This is a genomic window from Microcoleus sp. N3A4, from assembly GCF_036701805.1.
Taxonomy (GTDB): Bacteria; Cyanobacteriota; Cyanobacteriia; order Cyanobacteriales; family Microcoleaceae; genus Microcoleus.
Genome location: NZ_JAUBRJ010000072.1, coordinates 25421 through 42178, shown reverse-complemented (window position 1 = coordinate 42178; position 16758 = coordinate 25421). Strand labels below are relative to the sequence as shown.

At 46.2% G+C, this 16758-nt stretch carries 14 protein-coding genes; 8 read left to right on the top strand and 6 right to left on the bottom strand.

Going from position 1 to position 16758, the window contains the following annotated elements:
- From QUA56_RS29610 to QUA56_RS29590, 5 genes are all read left to right on the top strand, one after another.
- Nucleotides 1-459, top strand: a 459-nt coding sequence (locus tag QUA56_RS29610) for an ATP-binding protein (protein ID WP_333365400.1), incomplete at its 5' end; no start/stop codon positions are given.
- A 302-nt stretch (nucleotides 460-761) separates the two neighbouring features.
- Nucleotides 762-2036 (top strand): response regulator, encoded by a 1275-nt coding sequence (locus QUA56_RS29605; RefSeq protein ID WP_333365398.1) that lies wholly within the window; start codon nucleotides 762-764, stop codon nucleotides 2034-2036.
- 397 nt (nucleotides 2037-2433) lie between these two features.
- A complete protein-coding gene (locus tag QUA56_RS29600; RefSeq protein ID WP_333365395.1) occupies nucleotides 2434-4176 on the top strand; it encodes an EAL domain-containing protein in 1743 nt (580 codons plus the stop codon).
- A 38-nt stretch (nucleotides 4177-4214) separates the two neighbouring features.
- The gene (locus QUA56_RS29595) at nucleotides 4215-4367 is read left to right on the top strand and encodes a hypothetical protein (protein WP_333365392.1); all 153 of its coding nucleotides are present in this window, start codon (nucleotides 4215-4217) and stop codon (nucleotides 4365-4367) included.
- A 39-nt stretch (nucleotides 4368-4406) separates the two neighbouring features.
- Nucleotides 4407-4613, top strand: a complete 207-nt coding sequence (locus QUA56_RS29590; RefSeq protein WP_333365390.1) for a transposase — start codon at nucleotides 4407-4409, stop codon at nucleotides 4611-4613.
- A 215-nt stretch (nucleotides 4614-4828) separates the two neighbouring features.
- On the opposite strand, the gene QUA56_RS29585 is transcribed toward QUA56_RS29590, so the two are convergent.
- The 4 genes from QUA56_RS29585 to metK form a co-directional block, all read right to left on the bottom strand.
- Nucleotides 4829-6793 (bottom strand): HAMP domain-containing sensor histidine kinase, encoded by a 1965-nt coding sequence (locus QUA56_RS29585; RefSeq protein WP_333365387.1) that lies wholly within the window; start codon nucleotides 6791-6793, stop codon nucleotides 4829-4831.
- 573 nt (nucleotides 6794-7366) lie between these two features.
- Complete coding sequence (locus QUA56_RS29580; protein ID WP_333365385.1) at nucleotides 7367-9283, bottom strand: HEAT repeat domain-containing protein; 1917 nt, start codon at nucleotides 9281-9283, stop codon at nucleotides 7367-7369.
- A gap of 461 nt (nucleotides 9284-9744) precedes the next feature.
- Nucleotides 9745-10917 (bottom strand): family 10 glycosylhydrolase, encoded by a 1173-nt coding sequence (locus tag QUA56_RS29575; RefSeq protein WP_333365383.1) that lies wholly within the window; start codon nucleotides 10915-10917, stop codon nucleotides 9745-9747.
- A 203-nt stretch (nucleotides 10918-11120) separates the two neighbouring features.
- Nucleotides 11121-12383, bottom strand: a complete 1263-nt coding sequence (gene metK, locus QUA56_RS29570; protein ID WP_333365380.1) for a methionine adenosyltransferase — start codon at nucleotides 12381-12383, stop codon at nucleotides 11121-11123.
- Nucleotides 12384-12675: 292 nt separating this feature from the next.
- Between metK and QUA56_RS29565 the strand changes: the two genes are divergently transcribed.
- Nucleotides 12676-14406 carry an AAA-like domain-containing protein gene (locus QUA56_RS29565; RefSeq protein ID WP_333365378.1) on the top strand — a complete coding sequence of 577 codons (1731 nt, stop codon included), beginning with the start codon at nucleotides 12676-12678 and terminating at the stop codon, nucleotides 14404-14406.
- Between the two features lie 99 nt (nucleotides 14407-14505).
- On the opposite strand, the gene QUA56_RS29560 is transcribed toward QUA56_RS29565, so the two are convergent.
- Together QUA56_RS29560 and QUA56_RS29555 are read right to left on the bottom strand one after the other, a co-directional pair.
- Nucleotides 14506-14856, bottom strand: coding sequence for a rhodanese-like domain-containing protein (locus QUA56_RS29560; protein WP_333365375.1), 351 nt, complete (start codon nucleotides 14854-14856; stop codon nucleotides 14506-14508).
- A 173-nt stretch (nucleotides 14857-15029) separates the two neighbouring features.
- The gene (locus QUA56_RS29555; RefSeq protein ID WP_333365373.1) at nucleotides 15030-15440 is read right to left on the bottom strand and encodes a hypothetical protein; all 411 of its coding nucleotides are present in this window, start codon (nucleotides 15438-15440) and stop codon (nucleotides 15030-15032) included.
- A gap of 64 nt (nucleotides 15441-15504) precedes the next feature.
- On the opposite strand from QUA56_RS29555, the gene QUA56_RS29550 reads away from it, so the two are divergent.
- Nucleotides 15505-15738, top strand: coding sequence for a hypothetical protein (locus QUA56_RS29550; protein WP_333365371.1), 234 nt, complete (start codon nucleotides 15505-15507; stop codon nucleotides 15736-15738).
- Between the two features lie 116 nt (nucleotides 15739-15854).
- Nucleotides 15855-16463, top strand: a complete 609-nt coding sequence (rpsD, locus tag QUA56_RS29545) for a 30S ribosomal protein S4 (RefSeq protein ID WP_193975783.1) — start codon at nucleotides 15855-15857, stop codon at nucleotides 16461-16463.
- The last annotated feature ends 295 nt before the right edge of the window (nucleotides 16464-16758 follow it).

Sequence of the window (16758 nt, the reverse complement as noted above, 5' to 3'; positions counted from 1 at the left end):
GCTCAAGCCCTACAATTAGCTTACCACAGCATTCGTGCCAAAGATAAAACCTTCAACCTTACCATTGAAACTGACTATGACAAATCAATTGAAGAACTAGATGTCGCCTTTTCTGACCTCAGCCGCGCCTTAATTAACATCATCGATAATGCTTGCTATGCCTCCCATATTAAACAATTTAAAATAACCGCAGATTTCAATCCAACAGTTTCTATCACCACTAAAAATCTAGGCACAACAATAGAAATCCGCATTCGTGATAACGGCATCGGCATTCCTAAAGAAAATCAACAAAAAATATTCCTCCCTTTCTTCACTACCAAGCCTCCCGGACAGGGGACAGGTTTAGGTTTATCCATCACTCACGATATCATTGTTGGACAACACAGAGGCAATTTGGAAGTGCAAACCGAAACCGGAAATTACACCGAATTTATCATTACTTTGCCCAAAAGTTAAATATCTTTGGCGCACGATAGAGGCGTTAAAACATTACATTAGTAACTTTACTAGAAGGTTTAAACCGCTTCTACACAAACCAAACCCACCTTTACGGGTTTAAATTATACAGTGAATTTTCAGTATATTCACTTAATTAAACGTAAAATACGGATGACTAAAAAGCTGATTGCATAAGTATTCTTCCTTCTTCCTGACTACATCCTCATTAATAAATTTAATCCTTTACAAATTTTAAACAACGCGCTATATTAAGCTAATGACCCTAGTTATTTCTACCATAGGATACAGAATAGCTTCCCATGACAGCCAAAATCCTAGTCGTCGATGATGAACAACTTTTAGAATACGTCATTCAACAAAGATTCCGGCAAAAAATTCGGGTCAAAGAAATTGAATTTGTCTTTGCTCACAATGGCAGAGAAGCCTTAGAAAAAATTGCTGAATCTCCACCATTCGATTTAGTGCTAACAGATATTAATATGCCCGAAATGGACGGGTTAACTTTACTAGAAAAACTCTCAGAAATCGACAATACATTAAAAACAGTCGTCATCTCCGCCTATGGAGATATGCAAAACATTAGAACTGCCATGAACCGGGGAGCTTTTGACTTTTTGACAAAACCTATTGATTTTCAGGATATGGAGATTACTATCCAAAGAGCCTTAGAGACTGTCAAACAAGTCAGACAAAATTTAATAGAACTCCAACAGGTGCAAACCCAACTCATTCAAAACGAAAAAATGGCTTCCGTCGGCCAGTTAGTTGCCGGAGTTGCCCACGAAATCAATAATCCCATCAGCTTCATTTTAGGAAACGTTGAACACGCCGAAAACTACTTTCAAGAATTGATAACTGCCCTCAACATTTATCAACAATATTGCTCCCTAAATAACCCCGAAGTCCAAGCCAAAATAGAAGCTCTCGATCTCCCTTTTATCTTAGAAGACTTGCCACAATTGCTCAATTCTATGAAAGAAGGAACTGAGCGTATTCTGGGAATCAGCATTTCTCTGAGAAATTTTTCCCGGGCAGATAGTACATCTAAAGTTCGTTTCAATATCCATGAAGGAATTGATAGTAGCCTATTAATTTTGAGACATCGGCTCAAAGCGGCTGACGGTAAACCAGAAATTCAAGTGATAAAAGACTACGGAGATTTCCCCCCATTAGAGAGTTACCCCGGACAGTTAAATCAGGTGTTTTTAAATATCCTTGCTAATGCCATTGACGCATTGGAAGAGTGGAATGCAGGGCGGAGCCGCGATGAAATTAAGGCGAATCCTAATAAAATTACGATTCGGACTTTCCTTACAGATGAGAGCGAAAAGATTATCAATGAGCGTTCAACTTCTCATGTTATAATTTCTATTGCTGACAATGGGATGGGAATGACTGAAGAAGTGAAACAGCGGGTATTTAACCACTTATTTACTACAAAATCTGTGGGTAAAGGGACGGGATTGGGTTTGTCAATTTCACGGTCTATTGTTGAAGAAAAACACGGGGGGTGGCTCAGTTGTAACTCTGCACCTGGAGAGGGAACTGAATTTATTATTGAAATTCCCACTTAAGGGCTGGGAACTGATAAAGTTATGAGTGCGAGCGTAAGAGTTAAATTCTAGAGACGTATTGCTTGGACATGGTGTCAACAATTGCCTAAAACCTTCTGTCTCTCTGGCTTGTATCCAAGTCTCGCTCCCCCTAAATCCTTAAAAAGGGAAGGGGGACTTTGAGTAGTCGAGTTCCCCCTGTTTAAGCCACGGCTGATTCATTGTCGTAAAACCTGCCAGGGGGTTTCAACCCCTGACTAATAGCTGAAGTCGTCTTCAGACGATTAACATACTATTTTTTAGTCGGTTTTAACCGACTTTAGCTATCTCGTCAAGGGCTTCAACCCCTATCGGACTCCTCATCACTCGTTTCTCAAAATTCTCCATCTCCTGGCTACTTGCTAACAAGAGCAATTCCATGACAGCTAAAATCTTAGTAATTGATGACGAACCACTTTTAGAATATGTAATCCTTCAGCTATTTCGGCATCAAATCAGCACTCAAGAATTTGAGTTTGATTTTGCAATTAATGGACTCCAAGCTTTAGATAAACTGCAAGCTGATGGCTCCTTTGACTTGGTGCTAACTGATATTAGTATGCCCGAAATGGACGGTTTAACTTTGCTACAGAACCTGCCAGCTATTGACCCAACGCTCAAAGCTGTAGTGATTTCAGCTTACGGGGATATGCCAAATATTAGGACAGCTATGAATCGGGGTGCTTTTGATTTTTTAACGAAGCCAATTGATTTTGATGACTTAAAAATTACAATTAATAAAACTTTAGACTTTGTGCGACTTGCTAGGGAAAAAGAGCAGCAACTTGCTGCAGCAAATGAACAAATCCGCTACCAAGCATTTTACGACGAGCTGACGGGTTTGCCTAACCGTAATTTGCTCTTAAAGGAGATGCGTAGCGGCATAAATACTATCAGAGAATCTGGTCATCTAGAAGCTATTTTATTTCTGGCTCTTAACCGCTATCAAATTGTTAAATATAGCTTAGGTCATTCTAGAGGAGAGCAGTTGCTAGTAGAAGTAGCGCGGCGGTTAGAGGCTTGCGCTCTGAATACGAATCTTATAGCAAGAGTGGGAGAAGATGAGTTTGCGATTTGGCTGGCAGATATTACTAATTCTCAGTTAGCTTTAGATGCAGCAGAACGCATTCGCCAAGCATTAGAACTGCCATCGAATTTGAATGGAACTGCGGTTTTTTCTAGTGTTAGTATTGGCATCGCTTTAGGTGCAATCGGCACAGAAGAGCCGGAAGATTTGCTGCGGGCGGCTGATGCGGCTAGACATGAGGCTTTTGTTCGGGGTGCTGGTAGCGCTGTTGTCTTTGATGTTGATATGCAGTCGCGAGCTTTAGAGCTACTCCAGTTAGAAACTGACTTGCAAAATGCAATTAAATTGCAACAATTTCACCTTAATTATCAGCCGATTGTATCTTTTGCAACGGGTCAGCTAGTGGGGTTTGAAGCGTTGGTAAGATGGCGGCATCCGACCCGCGGGTTGGTTTCTCCAAGCGAGTTTATTCCTGTGGCAGAAAGAACGGGTTTGATTGTGGCGCTAGGGGAGTGGGTACTGTCGGAAGCTGTGGCTTGTTTAAGTAAATGGCAGTTGCAATTCCCTGACTATTTGCCTTTGAATATGAGTGTGAATTTATCTGGGCTTCAACTATTTTCTCCTAATTTGTTACCACTGTTAGACTCACTGCTACGAATGCATAATTTGAAGGGCGAATTTTTGAAGTTAGAGATTACTGAGAGTGTTTTAATGGAGAATGCTGAGGCGGCGGCTGGGGTGCTAGAGCTATTGAAAGCTCGGCAAGTTAGGGTTTGTTTGGATGATTTCGGCACTGGTTATTCAAATTTATCTTACTTACAATTGCTACCGATCGATACTCTCAAAATTGACCGCTCTTTTGTTTGCTGCATGGAGGAAGGGGGGAAAAATTTAGCTTTGGTGGAGGCGATTTTAAATATTGCGAGTTCTTTGGAATTAGAAGCGATCGCGGAAGGGGTGGAGACGCAAGAGCAACTAATTATGCTCCGTTCTTTGGGATGCAATTCCTATCAAGGGTACTTTTTCTCGCGGCCTTTGGAGGAGGAAGGGGCTGTTGCTCTGTTGAGGGCTGCAACTCTCTTGAGCGATACTTAAACGGCGGATATTTCAAGGCAAACTCATATAGAACCCATTTGATATCTATTAGCGATCGCCCACAGCAGGCGATCGCCCACAGCAGGCGATCGCCCACAGCAGGCGATCGCCCCAAAAGCTCTTTTTTCAGGTCATCCGGTTTAAACTATAGCGGGCGAGAGATTTTCAAGTTGGTTGTCTCTCCTTACTGATATTGATGTAAAGTTACCATCAAAACACACTCTCTGGTCATGCCGTATTCTACCAATCTCACAGATTCAGAATGGGAAATTATCGAGCCCTTAGTCAATCAAATATTGCCACTTAAAAAGAAAACTTTACCCCCTAACTGGACTAAAATAGAAATCTTGAAAGGCATCGCCCGATCGACTCAAAATGGTTGCAATTGGGCAAACTTAAGTAGGTCGGTGCAAAAAAACAAAACTATATCATTATAGACGAAGCTTACAAATAGTGAAAAAATACGGAAAATAATCTCACAAACTGCATGAAAATAACTTCATTAAATAGACATCTGGGGAAAATAAAATATCGCACCCGGAACGATCGCCCCCACTGACGAGAGTTAAGCATTTGGACATAAAACCAGAGGTTTGAAACATACATTTTCGCCCCTCAGCGTACTCCTTACATCTCTCGCCCAAATATGACATTACCCGTTTCCCGCCGGTATACGCACAGTAAAAATAGACCCTTTCCCCTCCTCACTTTCTACCAAAATCTCGCCGCCCATCATCTGACAGTAGTGGCGGCTAATTGTCAGCCCCAATCCGGTGCCACCGTACTTGCGCGTCGCCGAACAATCAGCTTGCACAAAAGCTTCAAACAACTTGTGCTGTTGTTCCTCCGACATTCCAATTCCGGTATCTTTAACTCGAAAACAAATCCAATCCGACTGTTGACTATTCACCAGCGGACAAGCTAGGGTCAAAGAGCGAGCCTCATCCGCAGCCATTGAATTGTCAACACCCGATTGGTTAGCTGCATTCGATTCTCCCGTTCCCTCAATGCGGCTGACACTCACTTTCACCCTGCCGTTTTTGGTAAACTTAGCAGCATTGCTCAGCAGATTCAGCAGCACTTGCCGCACTTTCCCCAAATCTGCGTGCATTGTGCCTGCTGTTCGATCGCACTCTATTTCTAAAACATTGCCATTCTTTTCTACCGACAATTTCGTCGCAATCGCCACATTATCAACCAGGGATTCGATGTCAAACTCTTCGATGTTGAGTTTCATCCCCCCCGCTTGAATTTTCGACAAATCGAGGATATCGTTAACCAAAGATAGCAAGTGTGCACCGGCATTCTGAATCTTGTCTAAGTCGGGAACAAAATCCTCGCATCCCTGATCCACCGCATCTTCTAAAAGTAGTTGACTGTAGCCGATAATCGCGTTTAAAGGCGTCCGTAACTCGTGGCTCATATTTGCTAAAAACTGGCTTTTAGCAGTGCTAGCCGCTAAAGCCTCTTCCTTAGCTTGTTCCAATTCTTTTGTATGTTCCGAAACTCGCTCGATCAGGTGATTGAGAGACACAGCTAATGAGCCTATTTCGTCTTGTCCGGTGACGGGGGCTCGCAAATCAAAATTCGACTCGGCGGCCACTTGTTCGGCAACCTGAGTGACGCTGACGACAGGTTTGGCGATCGCCCGACTCGTCCGGTAAGCCACCATTCCAGCCACGGCTACCGACAGCAGCATACTAACTATAATTATGCTCTTTTCGATGCCTTGCGCGTCCTCCATCACTACACCGCCTTGCCACTCTTGCTGCTGGGCAATATCGAGGATTTTGCTCAATTCCTCTAGGCTGCTGTTGAGCTGTTTTACACCTTCTCCGCTTTCTGTCGCCAACAATTTTCTGGCCGACTCTATCTCCCGAGGTGACAGTTGCGATTGCTGGACTTGCTGCAAAGTTGACTTGAGAGTATCGGCGTAGGATTCTAAATTTTCCGTGCAATCTTGCAGTAAACTTTTCAGAATTTGCGGCTTTGCTGCCAGCCAAGCAGGTTGGCTGTCGGCAAACTTTTCTATACGCAACCGCAGGTTTTTTGCCTGAACAATACTGTTGAGAAACTGCTCTTCTTTCAGTTTCAGCTTAGCGGAATTATCTACAAAAGAATCTAGCTGCGCTCCCTGCAATTGTACCGCCAGCGCTGCCTCTTTAAAATTGCCTAGCAATTGTGCTTGTAGGTGAGCATCATTGAGTTGTTTTAATCCTTGTCCTTGGTGGTAGTCGGCAATCGCCAGTCCACTCAGGGAGCCAAAAAAGCCGATTCCTATTGCTAGTAAATACCCGCCGCCTATTTTTTGATGGATGGGCCAGCAGCCAATTTTAGATGGCAAGATTTTGCGGAGTCTCAAGGATGATATTTCTAAAAAATCTTGGCTGGATATTGTTTTTTGTGCGGTTTCTAGAGAACCGAATTTTTCAGAAATTAAGAGTGGCATCAGTTTACCTACCTTGCTATTTTTTGGGTTGAAATTTTGCGTTGCCACAGGTTTTTTCTGCGGGTTAAATGATTCTAACTCTGGGTTGAATTCGCCCTGGCATTCCCAAAAGGCAACCGATAAACTTGCTTCGTGTTCTGTTTTTTTTAGCAAGTTAATTTTTGACATATGCAACCCCTGTATTCTGTTAAAATCTACCACGCTCTTAAGTTCTCCAAATGGAAAAGCTTGTTTGTTTTCCAGTAGACATCTGCGAAAAAGCATCTGAAACTCTTGTCGAGTCAGAGAAGAAACTTAAATTCGGTTGATGTCTAATAGATAATTAGGCTGTTGAGGGCTGTTGCCAAATTACTTGTTCGACTCGTAAAAGTCTGCAGCAGGCAAAAGAAAGAAAAATTTATCCGGCAGTGAATTATCTCTGCATGGAATTTTACAGGCAGAAAATTCTGTCTGATACGTTTTGCCTGTGAGTGGCCCAAAGCCGATCTTGTCTGTTGACAATGCACCCGATTCCTCAGCTTTGGAGTGTTGCTGCCAGCAATGCGACGATTGCTTGACGATTTTTGTTGACCCTCTGACGACTTAGTACCACAGAATGTGACAAATGCGGCAGCCGATCGAACTTTTGCACCCTGGCGATCGACTTTTGGCATCGCTGCCCCCCAAAGACAAGTCTGAGGTGAAGTGTCGTTAATAGAGTATAACTGTAGGGCTTACGAAAAGAAACCCGGTTTCTGCGAGTCAATTATTGGCAATTGCGAGTTCTGGAGTGGCAGCGGCCAATTCGATCGCGAGTGCCAACTTACCGTCTCTACCCAAAGCTTCATCGGTCAAGTGCACCATCCAGCGATTCGGCTTCGCTTGGGGTCTGGCGGCGAGCACCAGGGCCCAAGCTTCCCGTTCTTTGCCGCGACCCAACAGCGCAGCACAAACAGTCAAAGCTGTTGCCGTTGAACGGCTGATGCCGCTTTGGCAGCAGATCAGCAAACTGCCTCCCTGCGACGACATTTTCAGGGCGAAGTCAATAATTTTCAGTACGTCATCAAGGGTAGGCAAGATTTGATCGGGGTCGTCAACGGGGGTGTCGAGGTCGTTAAACTCCAAGCACATTCGGTTCGGAATTTGATGAAAAGTTTTGGGTTCGGGCACGCCCGGACTGGCGATCGAGATCAGGTATTTGAGCTCGCGCCCTGCAGGCCGATCGACAATGTATTCGCTGGCTTCTGCTTCCGAAGCAATCAGGATTTTCGGCAGTTTTTCACCCGAGAAATCTGGGGAAGCTGAGATATCTAAATTAACAGTTTCTGCCTCAGTGCTGACATCCAGCAAGTATTGGGCTGCCAGCGCGCGAACGTCAGCAAATTCGCGGTTTAAAGCTGCTTCCAGAGCCAAAAGAGCAGCGGTCGAGCCAATTTGACCGAGGGATTTAACAGCATTGTGACGCACTCCAGAGGTTTCGTCCCCCAGCAGCCGCATCAAACCTGCCACAGCTTCCTCTGTCCCAATTTGCCCCAAAGCAGCAGCAACTCTCCACCGGACATAAGATTCGCTGTCGCCGATTGCCATCGCCAGTCCCGCTGTCACCATTTTTTGCAAGTTAGCATCTGAAGCTGTATTGATGTTCCCGAGGGCAACCGCCGCCCTGCCGCGCACGAAAATGTCTCGATCCGAGAGCGATCGCATTACCGCCACCGCAGCCACCTCGCTGCTGATTTCCCCCAAGGCAGAAACTGCACTGCCGCGCACGTCTGAGTCGTCATGGTTGAGGGCTTGCACCAGCCCGGCCACAGCCGTTTCCGTGCCGATTTGTCCCAAGGCCTCGGCGGCCCTCAAAGAAACTGCATAGGAGTCGGGATCGTCGTGAAGCAATTCTACTAAGCCGGGTACTGCCTCAGAATCGCCGATTTTCCCCAAAGCCGCCGCGGCCCTAGCGCGGACGATGTGATTTTCGTCTCTGAGGGCGTTCAGCAGCCCGGGAACTACTTCAGAGACGCCGATTTTCCCGCAGTTGACCGCCGCCCGCCAGCGCACCTCGGAGTCTTGGTGTTTGAGGGCTTTGAGCATTGCGGGCACGGCTGTTTTCGGGTTAATTTTGCCCAAGGCCCAAACAGCCCAGGCGCGCACCTTGGAGGCTTTGTGGTTGAGGGCTTTCAGCAGTGCTGCGGCTGCTGGTTTCGAGTCAATTTCTCCTAAAGCCCAAGCCGCCCAAGCTTGTATTTGGGAATCTTCGGATTCGAGCGATCGGACTAATTCAATTACTGCTGCTTCGGAACCGATTTTCCCGATCGCCCGAATGCAATTAAGGCGCACTGCGCTGTCTTTGTGGTTCAATGCGGCCGCCAGGATCGGAATTGCCCGATCGGAACTTGTGAGGGCCAGCAGTTGAATTTTGAGCAGCGGCGAAGTTGGGATTTTTTCGATTAATTTTATTGTCGCTGTTTGAAATTCTGGCTTTACCGTTCCTGCTAGCTTCGAGCCGAGTTTTAAATTTACTTTTAGAGCTAATTTTACTGCCCGCAAAGCCAGACTTTGCTGTTCTACTTGCGGCAATATTGTCGCCAAGGTGTGCATCCCTTGTTTTTGTTTCAAATATTTTTGATGAAATTGAGCATCGCTGAGCTCGGGTAGCTGTTGGATGAGTGTTGCTGCTGAGTTCACTGATTTATCCTAATATTTTGGCGAGCGCTTGAGATTGCTCTTTATAAACTGTCTGTGTTAAAAAAATATGGCGCATACAAAACTCTACTTCTAAAAAAGCTTGCACCATTTCTAAAATATGTCCGATTTCACTATTTTTGCAACTCCCCAATTATTAATTATCGGGTTTGTTTGGGCCATCAGCTTGACAATTAGTTGCGCTTGCTGCTTGGCATCGCTGCGCTTTTAACTGGACTAGCTCTGCTATATCATTTTATACTCACATCTTGCACGATTGTCAGCAACAGGCAAGATGCCTGTTCCACAATAAAATTCACCGTTGGTGGAACAGGCATCTTGCCTGTTAATCAAAGCTTATTGAGAATGGTGCAACATCTTATTTTATACCAACTTGGCTGGAAATAGCGATCGGCTCGGTTGAACGCAGCGAACCGGAAACAGCTTGATTCCGGGACAGTCTCTCAACGAGCATAGGGCCCATTTTTCAAAACCTCAGCCAAAGCGTTACCGTTATCTCGCAAACCTTCGTAAAAAAACATCACTTCTCCTTGAATGCCGCGAGAGCGGTTGTAAGCAATTACTTGCAACAACAGCTCGGGATTGATGCTATAATTGGTGCCTCGATTCGTCAACAAAATACCGGGTGACACGCACTGTACTTGTTCGCCGCTAAGCTGTCCCCCAATCAGCCGATCGACCAATTGTTTGTAAGCGTTAAAATCGCGGCGGTAAAACTGCGGGTGAAGCAGATCGACCAAGTTTTTGTCAACCCAAGATTTAGAATCTTGCAAATATTCCAGCAGTCCCCACTCATAAGGATTCGGCGACATCGACAGCAACAAATCAGGATTAATAGCTTTCAGTTCTCGGTGTATGCGAGCCACAAACTCAGTAATAATATCAGCACGCCAGTGCAACCAGTGTTGCTCTCTAGGATTCGCCGGCGGTTCTCTGCCGCATTCTTCTCGGTAGCGTTTAATCGTTTTTTCGTCGTAACCGCCTTCTACCGGAAGCGCAATGCGATCGTCTCCTTGAACGCCGTTTACCGGATAATTCTGAGCCACTTCCAGCATCAAACCCAGCAAAAAGTCTTGCACTTCCGGGTCGAGAGAATTCATCCACTCAAAATTGTTTTTTTTCAGCAAATTTCCGGTGCGATCGCGCGCCGCCCACTCTGGTTTCTTCGCCAGCAAATGACCGCCGTTGAGATTGTAAGAACTCACAAACCCGTATTCAAAGCAAGGAATCACTTTTAAACCAACTCTATTTGCCTCAACAATTAATTCTGCCAAAGGGTCGCGACCTTGATAGCGCGAGTCAATTTCTGCCCCAAATTGTTCGCGCATAATTTGAGAAGGATAAGCCGTAAAACCCTTGCTCCAAACTACAGGAAAAACTGTATTAAATCCCGTATCGGCGAGAAAGTCCATTGCCTCAGCAATTCGCTGTTTTGAGGTGAGGACTTTACAGTCAGTGTTAGGTATCCAAACGCCGCGAATGCCACCAGCATTGTCAGCCGCTAACGAACTTGGCAGCCCAGAGGGATTTGGCGCCGAAAATCCAGTCGCCAACCGCTGTTGGAGCGAAGAAGCCAAACTGCGAATTGCTGATTGGAAAGGTGGAAAAAATGGCATTTATTTATTCTATTTTTGTTGTAATGTGTGCAGTACGCACGCTACGTTATTAATTTGTAGCACCCGATATTATTTATGGATCAGGTGCGCCGAAGCACACCCGATATTATTTATGGATCAGGTGCGCGGTGCACGCCCTACCTTGATTCGCAGCACCCGATATTATTATGGATAAGGGGCGCAGAGCACGCCCCAAAATTGTACTATCCAGCTACTCCAGACAACTTCTGGCTCAAAGCTTCTTTCAAAAGTTCCGCCTTATCAGTTTCCTCCCAAGGCAAATCTAAATCAGTGCGTCCGAAGTGACCGTAAGCCGCCACATCTTGATAGAAACGGCCGCCTCTTTCAGCAGGCAAATTCTGCAAGTTAAATGCCTGAATGATTCCCGCAGGACGCAGTTCAAAATGCTGCTTCACAACTTCTAAAAGGCGATCGTCATCAACTTTCCCAGTGCCAAAAGTTTCGATCGTGATGCTGACCGGCCGCGCCACGCCGATCGCATAACTCAACTGCATTTCGCACTTGTCGGCCAAACCTGCCGCCACGATATTTTTAGCAACATAACGGCAAGCATAAGCCGCGCTGCGGTCTACCTTGGTGGGGTCTTTCCCAGAAAAAGCGCCGCCGCCGTGGCGGGAATAGCCGCCGTAAGTATCCACAATAATTTTGCGGCCCGTCAAACCCGAATCCCCTTGAGGCCCGCCGACCACAAATTTGCCGGTGGGGTTGACAAGGAAGCGAGTTTCTGCATCCGGCTTCACGCTAATATCAGCAAACACGGGTTGGACGACTGCAGCCCAAAGGTCTTCTTTGATTTTGGCTTGAACTGCGGCTGTTTCTGTGATGTCGCCGATCGTTTCGGTATGCTGGGTAGAAATTAAGATCGTATCGATGCCAACAGGTTTCCCGTCCTCGTACATTACCGTAACTTGGCTTTTGCCGTCGGGACGCAGGTAAGATAACTGACCGGTTTTGCGGACTGCGGCCAGTTGACGGCAAATCCGGTGCGCTAGACTGATCGGCAGAGGCATCAATTCCGGCGTTTCGTTGCAAGCAAAGCCGAACATCAAGCCTTGGTCGCCAGCTCCAATGGCGTCTAATTCCTCTTCACTCGATTGTTCCCGGCTTTCGTGGGCTGTATTCACCCCTTGAGCAATATCGGGAGACTGAGAATCAAGAGCCACCAACACCGAGCAGCTATTGGCAGAAAAGCCGTTGTCAGCGTGGATGTAGCCAATATCGGCTATTTTTTTCCGGGCTAATTCTATGTAATTTACTTGAGCTTTAGTGGTAATTTCGCCCGTCAGCAGCATTAAGCCGGTGTTGACGACAACTTCGGCTGCGACGCGGCTTTTGGGGTCTTCAGTCAGTAAGGCATCTAAAATCGTATCTGAAATTTGATCGCAGATTTTATCGGGATGGCCTTCAGTGACCGATTCAGAGGTAAACAGGTAGCGGCGTGACAATGATTATTTCTCCTTGAATGGGGGCTCTTTCTGCGCCACATCGGCGACCGACGAGTTATTTTTCAGGTAAAGCCAAGAATCATCGCGTCTGGGCTGCCGTCGAAGTTTTGTCGGTCTGCAGAAGTGTTGAAGCAGGGTTTGAGATTGGGTAAAGTGACACTACTATAGCAAAGTCAGTTCCGCGAAGTCGCTAAAAACTTAGATTTTGTAGGATTATCAATAAGTCTTTGACACCGCTGCTTTACCCCCTAACGTGAAAAGGTAATATACAGTCAGGGTATCGCCTTGCACGATGACTATGCCAGGACTCCAAAAATCACCAAACTCGATCCAAACAGTTGCCGACCTAGAATTTCCCGGCGGCCCAATACCGCTTGACTCTCCATTTTATATCGATCGCTCAGGGGCCGAAGCCCAGGCCTGTGCAGAAATTAGCAAACCCGGAGGCCTCGTTCGCATTAAAGCTCCAAAAAAAATGGGTAAAAGTTCTCTGATGCTGCGGATAATTCACGGGGCGACTGTGCGGGGATACGCCACTGTCACGGTAGATTTTCAGCAGGCCGATGAAGCAATTTTTGCTAGCTTAGATAAATTTTTGCGCTGGCTTTGTCTCAATGCTGCGAGGCAACTCAAACTAGAACCACATCTCGATGATTTTTGGGATGAAGATATGGGCAGCAAGGTAAGCTGCACTATTTATCTTGAAAACTATTTGCTCGAACAAATAAATAGTCCTCTTCTCTTGGTACTCAATGAAGTAAATCGAGTATTTGAACGCCCCTATATTGCTAAAGAATTCCTGCCGCTGCTGCGTTCTTGGTACGAACAATCTCGACAATTTGAAACTTGGAAAAAACTCCGCATAGCAGTAATTCACTCGACAAAAATCAATATTGTTTTGAGTATCAATCAATCTCCATTCAATGTAGGGCTGCCAATTCAACTGTCAGAGTTTACTGCTGAACAAGTGCAAGAGTTGGCGAGGCGACACGGACTGGAATGGAGCGACAGCTATCCCGTTGGGCAATTAATGAACATGGTAGGGGGACATCCTTATTTAGTGCATTTAGCTCTCTATCACCTGGCAATTTCGGTACAAAATCGCCTGCCTGGGTGGGTAAATGATGGAGGTAAGGATCGGGCACAAGTTGAGTTAGAGCAACTGTTAAAAGCGGCTCCTACTCAAACCGGAATTTATAGCGACTATCTGCGAAATCACTCGTTCTTCCTCCAACAGCAGCCGAAACTAGCCTGCGCGCTCCAAAAGGTTGTTGCTGCTGAAAATAGCATTTGTCTAGAACCTTTAATCGCATATCAGTTAGAGAGTATGGGACTGGTAAAATTAGAGGGAAATAACTGTAGCGTGTCTTGTAAATTATATCGCTTGTATTTTCAATGGCAAAATTTGTGCGAGGACAATTTGTCGGTGGTTGGTTTTGAGGAGTTGCAGCAAGAAAATGAAAGGCTACAAGCTTTGGTGAATGTGGATGAACTTACTCAAATTGGCAATAGACGGTACTTCGACAGTTGTCTGCGAGCTGAATGGAAGCACATGGATCGCAGGGGTTCTCCTATATCTTTAATTTTGTGCGATATTGATTATTTCAAAATTTATAATGACACCTATGGACATCAAGGCGGAGATGATTGTTTGCGATCGGTAGCTCAGGCAATTAGCCGATCGCTCAAGCCTCCTGCTGAGTTAGCTGCTCGCTACGGGGGCGAGGAGTTTGCTGTGATTTTACCTGAAACTGATGCGTCGGCGGCTCTGGTTGTTGCTGAAAAAATTAGAGCGCAAATTAAAGCTTTGAATATTGTTTTTAATCCTGCGATAGTTGACTGTTTGCCTAATTCTGTGCTAACGATTAGTTTGGGAATTGCCAGTGTGATTCCGGGGCCGGAAAATGATGTGGCAACGCTGGTACTGGCGGCTGATGAGGCTCTTTACTACTCGAAAAGACAGGGGCGCGATCGGGCTACTCTCAGTATGCTTTTAAATTTTAGATTTGCCCCTGTTAATTAGATCCAGGGCGACGGTAAGTCGCTCACCAACGCGATCGCACGTACAAAGCCTGCAGAGGCAGACTGTAGAGTAAAGAATAGTGGAAAACGGGATTTGGTGTTAATAACGTGGGATAGTTCGATCGACCACCATTGAGTAAGCATCGATGCCGCCAACGATATTTTTAACGTTGGTAAATCCTCGTCGATCGGTCAACCACTGGCACATTTGAGCCGATCGCACTCCGTGATGGCACAGAACTAGGGTTTCCGTGTCGCGATCGAGTCGATCGTCAATTTCACCAGACCATTCGGCAAACTCGCTCAGCGGAAAAGCTACAAATCCCGGCAGCGCAGCAAGCTCAATTTCGTAGGGTTCCCGCACGTCTACAAGCTGCAATTGCTCAGCATTGCTTTCGGCTAATTGGCGACCTAATTCTTCGACTGTAATTTCAGCAAAAGTTTCTGACATTTGATTAGAAGGAAGAAGTCAGTTGGCAGTTGGCAGTTGGCAGTTGGCAGTTGGCAGTTGGCAGTTGGCGGTTGGCAGTTGGCAGTAGCTAATAGCTGTGGAATAACAAATAACAACTAACAAATAACAACTAACAACTAACAACTAACAACTGACAACTAACAACTGACAAATTAATTGAGCCTCGAAGGCGGTGAAATTAGCTCCACAGGAGGAGTAGGTGCAGGACGCCCGTCCAACTGGCTCACGCTGTCCCTCGGGTCAAGACAAGTGGCGATTAACCTGTCAGTGGGAAATTCGAGCCTGCCGCTCAAACCGACTACGCATTCAGCAAACTGTTGTGGCAATAAACTGCGGCGACACCCATCGAGCACTAACAGGGGAGCCGCAGGTTGAGTTCGAGTTTTGCCGTTAATATTCACTACGCAAGTAGCCAATTCGGCGGGACGCCTCACCCGCCGACAGCTAGAGAGCGCTTCGGTACCAGCAATATTGGTTTTGCGGTTGATTTGGAGGGCGCATTTAGATATGTCGCGGGGGTGGAGCGCGTCAGCACAAGCGGCGGCGGCGGCCTCGGCCCCCACTCCGGCTTCGATTAGTTCCAGAGCGCAGACGCGATAGGGATTCCTATTGCGAGGGAATCTAATCGTGATGGCTGATGCTGGCGAGATTGGCAGTGCACTCGCCAACAAACCTAGTGCTGCTAGCTGCGTGCCGAAAGCCAACATCCAGCGCCCGGTAAGGCTTGAGCCTGTCGGTGCTGGCTTTGGGGAAGAAGTGCGGGAAAATTTGCGGTTGTGCATGGCAGATCGAGTAGTGAGTTTTTTGGCTGATTGGGGCGATCGATCGATCGGCTTTTCCTTCAGAATTTACCGCACATAATGGATCGCGCTGCGGTCGATCGTTTTTTTATCGAGCTTTGTTGGAATTTTGACCATTACAAACATATAATATAGAGTCTGCATAAAATTGCATACAGAGATTAGAGAGGAAAATAAATGTCTCGATATCGAGGCCCCCGATTGAGAATCGTCCGTCGTCTGAAAGAGTTGCCGGGTCTAACCCGCAAAACCCCCAGACGAGATTATCCGCCCGGACAGCACGGTCAAAACCGCAAAAAGCTCTCTGAGTATGCGGTTCGTTTGCAAGAAAAGCAAAAACTCCGTTTCAATTACGGTGTGACGGAACGCCAACTGCTCCGTTACGTCCGCAAAGCCCGCCGTGTCACGGGCTCCACAGGTCAAGTGTTACTGCAATTTTTGGAAATGCGCTTGGACAATACTGTGTTTCGGATGGGAATGGCTCCAACCATTCCGTCCGCTAGACAATTGGTAAATCACGGTCACATAACAGTCAATGACCGCGAAGTCAATATCGCAAGCTATCAGTGCAAGCCTGGTGATGTGGTTGCGGTGAAAAATAGAGAGCGATCGCGCACAATGGTAGAAGCTAATCTCAAAGACCCAGGCTTGGCTCACTTGCCCAATCACTTGGAATTTGACAAGCAAAAACTGATTGGCAAAGTTAACGGCGTTATCGAACGCGAGTGGATTGCTCTTCAGATTAACGAACTGCTAGTGGTGGAATACTACTCACGGCAAGCCTAAGTTATTAGTCATCAGTCGCTGGTCATCAGTCATCAGTTGGTTGAAGGTGGAATTATTAAAGCGTATTCCAGGTTTATAAAGTAGGGACACGGCATTGCCGTGTATTCCAGGTTTATAAAGTAGGGACACGGCATTGCCGTGTCCCTACGGGGATTAATCAATTTCTACTGACACAAAACTGAGGACTGAGGACTGAGGACTAAGAATTAATAATTTTCAACACTCCCACCCCCTAAAAAGGGATGGGATTTTTTGAAGGTTTCGCTTGTTAACTTCCTTGAGTTGCGATTTGCTC

Excerpts from the sequence above, each read along its gene's own strand:
- QUA56_RS29565 (WP_333365378.1), top strand. The coding sequence starts at position 12,676 with ATGACTATGCCAGGACTCCAAAAATCACCAAACTCGATCCAAACAGTT.
- QUA56_RS29600 (WP_333365395.1), top strand. The coding sequence starts at position 2,434 with ATGACAGCTAAAATCTTAGTAATTGATGACGAACCACTTTTAGAATAT.
- QUA56_RS29560 (WP_333365375.1), bottom strand. The coding sequence starts at position 14,856 with ATGTCAGAAACTTTTGCTGAAATTACAGTCGAAGAATTAGGTCGCCAA.
- QUA56_RS29605 (WP_333365398.1), top strand. The coding sequence starts at position 762 with ATGACAGCCAAAATCCTAGTCGTCGATGATGAACAACTTTTAGAATAC.
- rpsD (WP_193975783.1), top strand. The coding sequence starts at position 15,855 with ATGTCTCGATATCGAGGCCCCCGATTGAGAATCGTCCGTCGTCTGAAA.
- QUA56_RS29585 (WP_333365387.1), bottom strand. The coding sequence starts at position 6,793 with ATGTCAAAAATTAACTTGCTAAAAAAAACAGAACACGAAGCAAGTTTA.
- QUA56_RS29590 (WP_333365390.1), top strand. The coding sequence starts at position 4,407 with ATGCCGTATTCTACCAATCTCACAGATTCAGAATGGGAAATTATCGAG.
- QUA56_RS29575 (WP_333365383.1), bottom strand. The coding sequence starts at position 10,917 with ATGCCATTTTTTCCACCTTTCCAATCAGCAATTCGCAGTTTGGCTTCT.